The sequence below is a fragment of the Rhodococcus sp. IEGM 1302 genome (genome assembly GCF_030056935.1).
Lineage (GTDB): Bacteria > Actinomycetota > Actinomycetes > Mycobacteriales > Mycobacteriaceae > Rhodococcus_F > Rhodococcus_F qingshengii.
In genome coordinates, this window is record NZ_JASHKY010000054.1 from 1 (window position 1) to 6,660 (window position 6,660).

A 6,660-nucleotide genomic window follows, 5' to 3' on the forward strand; every position below is an offset into this window, starting at 1 on the left:
AAATCACATACGCCGTATTCCCCGACCGCAACGGCGAAACCCGATCCACATCCGAGACAGGCGCACCCGAAAAACCAGACACATCAACAACATCAACCTCGACCACCGGCACCACACCAGCATCGAAACCAACATCAGAAGTACTGACCACACACACCGGCGACGCCGCCGCCAACACATACCCATTACGCTCCGCAGGCTGATCCGGATCCACCGGAACATACCCACCACCAGCCCTGAGCACACCGTAAACCGCAACCAACAAATCAACCGACCGACGAACCGCAACACCCACCAACGACTCCGGCCCCACACCCACCGAAACCAAATACCTGGCAAAACGATTCACCCGAGCATCGAACTCCGCATACGACAACGACACACCCTCGAACGAGAGCGCTACCGCATCCGGAGACGCCGCCACCTGCGCATCGAACCCGTCCAACACCGACACACCCGCAACCTCACGAGCCGTGTCATTCCACCCCTCGAGCACCAACGAACGCTCAACAGAATCCAAAATATCAACGTCACCAACACGCACCGAAGGATCGGTGGCTACGGAGGAGAGCAGTCGAAGAACTCTGTCCAGCAACGCAGTTGCGTAGTCGGCATCGAAGAAGTCCGGTAGGTACCGCAGCGTCAAGTGCAACTGCTCGTCGAGTGCGATCAGCAGGGTCAACGGGTAGTTCGTGGAATCGTCCGAGGCGATGTCGTCGATCATCATTCCGTCGAGAACATCCGCCTGTGCGGCGAGGCCCTCACGGTCGACCGGGTACGACTCGAATACAACCAACGTGTCGAACAGTGTTCCGACGTCCGCTGCTTTCTGGACATCGGTCAAACCGAGATAGTGATGATCAAGCATTCTCGCCTGCTCGATCTGGACCCTGGCAACCAATTCTTCGACGGACTCCGCGGCGTCGAGGCGCACCCGCACGGGGAGGGTGTTGATGAACAACCCGACCATCGATTCGACGCCGGTGAGCGCCGGTGGCCGGCCGGACACTGTTGCACCGAAGACAACGTCGTCGGTTCCGGTCAACGCACCGAGCAGGACCGCCCACGCGCTCTGCACGATCGTGTTGGCGGTGACCCCGAGTCGTGCGGCCAGAGCGGTGAGCGCCGCGGTTGTCTCCGACGACATCGACACGTTCAGCTTCTGTGACAGCGCGGTGAATTCCTGTCCGCCTGTGACCTGAGCAAGCAGCGTCGGCTCTTCGACGCCGGAAAGCACATCCGCCCAGGCTGTGAGTGATCGATCACGATCCTGATCGACAAGCCACGCCAGGTAATTGCGATAGCTACGCACACGCGGAAGAACCGAGTCGTCACCACGCGTCGCGTACAGCGCCAACAGGTTCTGCAAGAGCAGTGGCACCGACCAACCGTCGAGAATAATGTGGTGATTCGCCACCACCAAGCGATAGTCCCCCTCCGCCATGGTGACGAAGGTGAACCGAATCAACGGCGGTGACGCCATGTCGAAGTGTGTCGCCTGGTCAGCCGTCAAAACTTCGTTCAGAGCTGCCTCACGGTCGACGGCCGCAATATCGCTGAGATCGATGTTCCGCCACGGGACTGGAACGTCTTCGAGGACTATCTGGACCGGCGTTCCGTCGTCGTCGGCCGTGAATGCCGTTCGCAGGTTCGCATAACGGTCGATGATTCCCTGTGCTGCAGTGCGCAAGCGGTCGGCATCCACCTTCCCGGACAGAGTGAGAATCATCTGCACCGAGTAGAGGTCGACGCTGGATTCTGCCAACATCGCGTGGAAGAGCAAACCGGACTGCAGCGGTGCCAGGGGCCAGATGTCGGTCACCGTACCGAATCGATTCTCGAAGCCGTCGATATCTCGTTGGCTCACGGAGACAAGCGGCACGTCGGACGGTGTGAGTCCACCGGCTCCGACGGAGCGAGAATGCTCCGCCAGGGCAGTCAGTGCTTCGACCCAAATCTGTGCAAATGTCTCGACACTCTCGCCGTCGATGGCACCGACGGGGTATGCGAAAGAGGCCTCCAGAACAGCACCGTCTGCGCCGTCGTTGACGATCGCATTGATGTCGACGACCTTGTTTGCGGGCATGTCGACGTCTTCGGGTGCCGACACGTTGGCGAAATCGCCGGCCGGCAGCCACCCGAGTCCCTCGACGCCTGCCGGAAGATCCTCGGCGACAACTCGTCCCAGGTAGTTGAAGCTGACCTGTCCCCCGGCGAAGCGAGAAAGCACTGCGCGCGTGTCTTCGTTCAGGTAGCGCAGCAGTCCGTACCCGACGCCCTTGTCCGGGATCGCCAGAAGCTGTTCCTTCACTGCTTTGATCGCGTGTCCCGCCGAATCACCTCCGGCGAAAGCGTCACCCAGATCTACCTCGGAAAGATCGAGACTGATCGGGAAGGCAGCGGTGAACCAGCCAACGGTCCTTGACAGATCCGCGCCAGGAATCACGGCTTCTTCGCGACCGTGGCCCTCGAGTTGCAGCAAGGCAGACGTCGAGTCGATTCCGGCTCGGCGACGCCACTCGATCAGCGCGAGTGCCAGTCCAGCGAGCAGGCCGTCGTTGGCGCCGCCGTTGAAAACCTCCGGCAGCGTGGTCAACAGAGTCTCCGTCACCTGAGTGGGGACCGTCACGCTTATCCGCTGAACCGTTGCCGCAACGTCGACGGCAGAGTCGTACGCCCTCTTACCCAGCACCGGGTCCGGTGTCTGCAACACCTTCCGCCACGTATCCAGCTCGGCCACACGCGAATCCCGATGGGCCTCTTCGGACAAAGCATGAGCCCAGCGTCGCATCGACGTACCGGTCGGCTCGAGAGCAACATCCCCCGTCGTTCCGGCTACATCCCCCGTCGCTCCGCTCGCCCCGGCCATCTGAGCCGCAGCCGACACCAGATCCGGAACGATGATTCGCCAGGAGACCCCGTCGACGATCAGGTGATGTGCAGCGATGATCAAGCGCCCGGTGCGAGTGGGACCGAAGTCGACCCACACGAACTGAACCATTACGCCGTCCGCCGGATTCAACCGGCCGAGAGCCTCGTCGAGGCCCTTGGAAGCCGTGAGAACAATTGTCGACTCGTCCGCAGCCGCGTCGACATCGACGCGGCTGAGCAGATCCTCGACGTCCACGGTTCCGGGCTCGGAGACCGACATCCCCCATCCGCGACCGTCGGAGATCAGCCGCGAGCGGAACATGTCGTGGTGGTCGACGACTGCAGCGAGTGTTCGCACGATGTCGGCTCGCTGCACTCCGAGTGGAAGCTCGAGAGTCATCGTCTGTGTGAATCGGTTGTAGCTGCCACCGCGCTCGACCATGAATCGTTCGATCGGCGTCAACGGCATCCAGCCGACTCCACCGCCCGGCAACTCCTCGAGCACCACCGCGGCCTCGACGTCGGCGGCATACTTCGCCACTTCGGCCAATGCCGCGACAGTCTTGCTCTCGAAGACGTCACTGGGTGCGAATACGACCCCACGTGCCTTCGCACGAGAGACGAGTTGGATGGACATGATCGAGTCGCCGCCCTGAGCGAAGAACGAGTCGTCGGTGCCGATGCGATCCAGGCCGAGAACGTCCGCGAAGATCTCGCTCAGGATTTGTTCCATCTCGGTGACCGGGGCGCGGAATTCCTTGGTCTCGAAAACCGGTGCTGGGAGCGCTTTTCGGTCCAGCTTGCCTGCCGGACTGAGCGGCATGTCCGAGGAGGCCATGACCGAAGCCGGAACCATATGGGCCGGAAGGGTTCTGGAGACGAATTCGATCAATTCCGCCGAAGTGACCGAAGCGTGCTTTCCGGTGAACACGTACGACACCAGCGCCGGGGCACCCGACGGCAGGGTCGTACCCATCGTCGCAGCGAACTCGACCTCGGGGTGTGCCGTCAGCGATGCATCGATTTCGCCCAGTTCGATACGGAAACCGCGAATCTTGACCTGGAAATCGTTGCGGCCCACGTATTCCACGGCGTAGGTGGAGGGTGCCGTTCCAGCGACCCAGCGCACCACGTCACCGGTTCGGTACATTCGCTCGCCCGGATTACCGTGCGGGTTTGCCACGAATCGATCGGCACTCAAGCCTGGACGACGATGATAGCCGCGGGTCACCTGAGGACCGGACAGATACAGCTCGCCCGAGACTCCCAGTGGAACTGGATTGAGTCGTGTGTCCAGGACGAATGCGGCCATGTCACCGATCGTGGCGCCGATGTCCATTCGGTCACCGGGCAGAAGCGGAACGCTGACGTTCGTCACGATCGTCGTCTCGGTCGGGCCGTAGACATTCAGGAATGTCCTGGGAGCCGAAGCCGACGCGGCCGATCCGTCCCCTGTCGTCCACTTGCTGATCAGTTCCGGCGAATACGCTTCGCCACCCACGCCTACCACCGTCAGGTCGTCCAGGCCGCTCGGGTCCATCGACGCCAGGGCAGCGGGTGTGATGAACGCATGCGTGACTCGTTCGCTACGGAACACCTCAGCCAGTTCGTCGCCGCCGTACACGCCAGGCGGGACGATGACCATCGTCGCGCCGGTGGCCACCGCGAGGAACAACTCGAGCATCGACGCGTCGAAACTCGGTGACGCGAAGTGCAATGTCCGCGAGGTGGGCTTCACGAGGTAGTGCGCGGCCTGCGTGACACTGAAGCTCGCCAGTCCCGCGTTGGTCGCGACAACGCCCTTCGGCAGTCCTGTCGTGCCGGAGGTGTAGATGACCCAAGCCGGATGAGCAGTCGTCAGTGGACGGACACGTTCCTCGGCATCTATCGGCGCTCCGGACACTCCGGCGATCATCTGTTCGCCGAGCGGTCCGTCCACGACCAACCACTCGACGTCGTCGGCGAGATTCGGACGTTCGACGTCGAGGGTCAGGCCAACCTTCGCACCCGAGTCGCTGAGCATGTGCGCGATACGGTCTGCCGGATAGTGCGGATCGATCGGAACGACCGCTGCCCCGGTCTTCGACACTGCCCAGACCGCGAGTACCGATTCGACGGATCTCGGAATCGACACCGCCACAAGATCTTCAGCCCCGAGACCACGGTTGATCAAAACGCGGGCCAGCTTCGACGACCACTCGTCGACCTCTCGATACGTCATGGACCTACCGGCCGCGGCCTGCGCCGTGCCGGGGTAGCGCAAAGCGACGTTGTCCGGGTAGCGCGCAGCAGCGTCGGCAAGAATCTCGGCCAACGGCGCCTGCGCTACTCCTGACGAAGCCCTTTGACTCGTCAGAACCTCACGCTCGGACGCGTCGAGGATTTCGATGTCACCCACTGAAGTTGCGGGGTCCGTCGCAATTCCGTTCAGAATGCGCATCAATCGTGCGGCGAATCCGCGGACGGTCGATTCGTCGAACAGATCCGTCGCGTACGTGAACGTCGCCGACAGCCCTTCTGATACCTCACTGATCGTGAGCTGCAGGTCGAACTTGGCCACGGTCTCGTCGATTTCGAACTCGGCCGCCGTCAGACCGGGCAGAGCCAACGAGTTCTGCCCCAGGTTCTGAAATGCCAATGCCACCTGGAACAGCGGGTGATGTGCCCTCGACCGAACGGGATCCAGCACTTCCACGAGCCGCTCGAACGGAAGGTCCGAGTGCGCGAACGCCTGAAGGTCGGTTTCCCGAGCCGAGGCCAGAAGTGTTGTGAACGCCGCCGACGGATCAACCTCGGTACGCAAAACCAGGGTGTTGACGAACATTCCGATCAAATCGTCGAGTTCGGATTCACCTCGCCCGGCCATCGGTGCACCGATGTTGATGTCCGTTGTTCCCGACAGACGAGCGAGAAGCGACGCCAGAGCCGCATGGACCACCATGAACATCGACGCATTGTGTTCCCGGCCCACGCTGATCAGCCGCTCATGCAATTCCTGACCGATCGAGAATTCGAATGTCGCTCCCTGACCGGAGAATACCGCCGGCCGAGCCCGATCCCCCGGAAGATTCAACTGTTCGGGCACGCCGTCCAGTGCTTGCGCCCAGTAAGTGATCTGTTGCGCGATGACGGACTGCGGATCGTCCTCGGACCCGAGAACCTCACGCTGCCACAACGAGTAATCGGCATACTGCACCGGCAACGGCGTCCAGGTTGGAGCCTGGCCGTTGGTTCGGGCGTAGTAGGCGGTCATGACGTCGCGGGTCAACGGGCCCATCGAGAAACCGTCGGTCGAGATGTGATGCACCACGAATACCAGAACATGCTCGTCGGCCTTGATCTGGAAAAGCTTGGCGCGCAACGGCACCTCGGCCGTCACGTCGAAGCCTGCCGCTACGAAGTTCGTTACCTCGGAAACGATCTCCGAATCCGAGACCGAGGTTGCAGCGAGGTTCACGTCGACATCAGCCGGTGCAACGATCTTCTGGTAGCCGACGCCGTCGACCTCGGGGTAGACCGTGCGCAGAACCTCGTGACGGCCGATAACGTCGGCGACCGCTTGCTCCAGCCCCGAGACGTCCAGTTCTCCGGTGAGAGTTATCGCAACCGGGACGTTGTTCCCTGCCGAGCTTGTATCCAACTGGTTGAGGAACCACATGCGCTGCTGCGCCAACGACAACGGAACCCGAACCGGACGCACCTGCGCAGTCAACGCCGCACGTGAACCGCCACCAACATGAGAACCCAAACGAGCAGCCAACGCCTCCACCGTCGACGCCTCGAACAACT

1 protein-coding gene is annotated in these 6,660 nt (G+C 61.9%); it reads right to left on the reverse strand.

What is annotated here, in order from left to right:
* Positions 1 to 6,660: non-ribosomal peptide synthetase (locus QM609_RS29020; RefSeq protein WP_283337649.1), on the reverse strand; the 6,660-nt coding region annotated here is incomplete at both ends.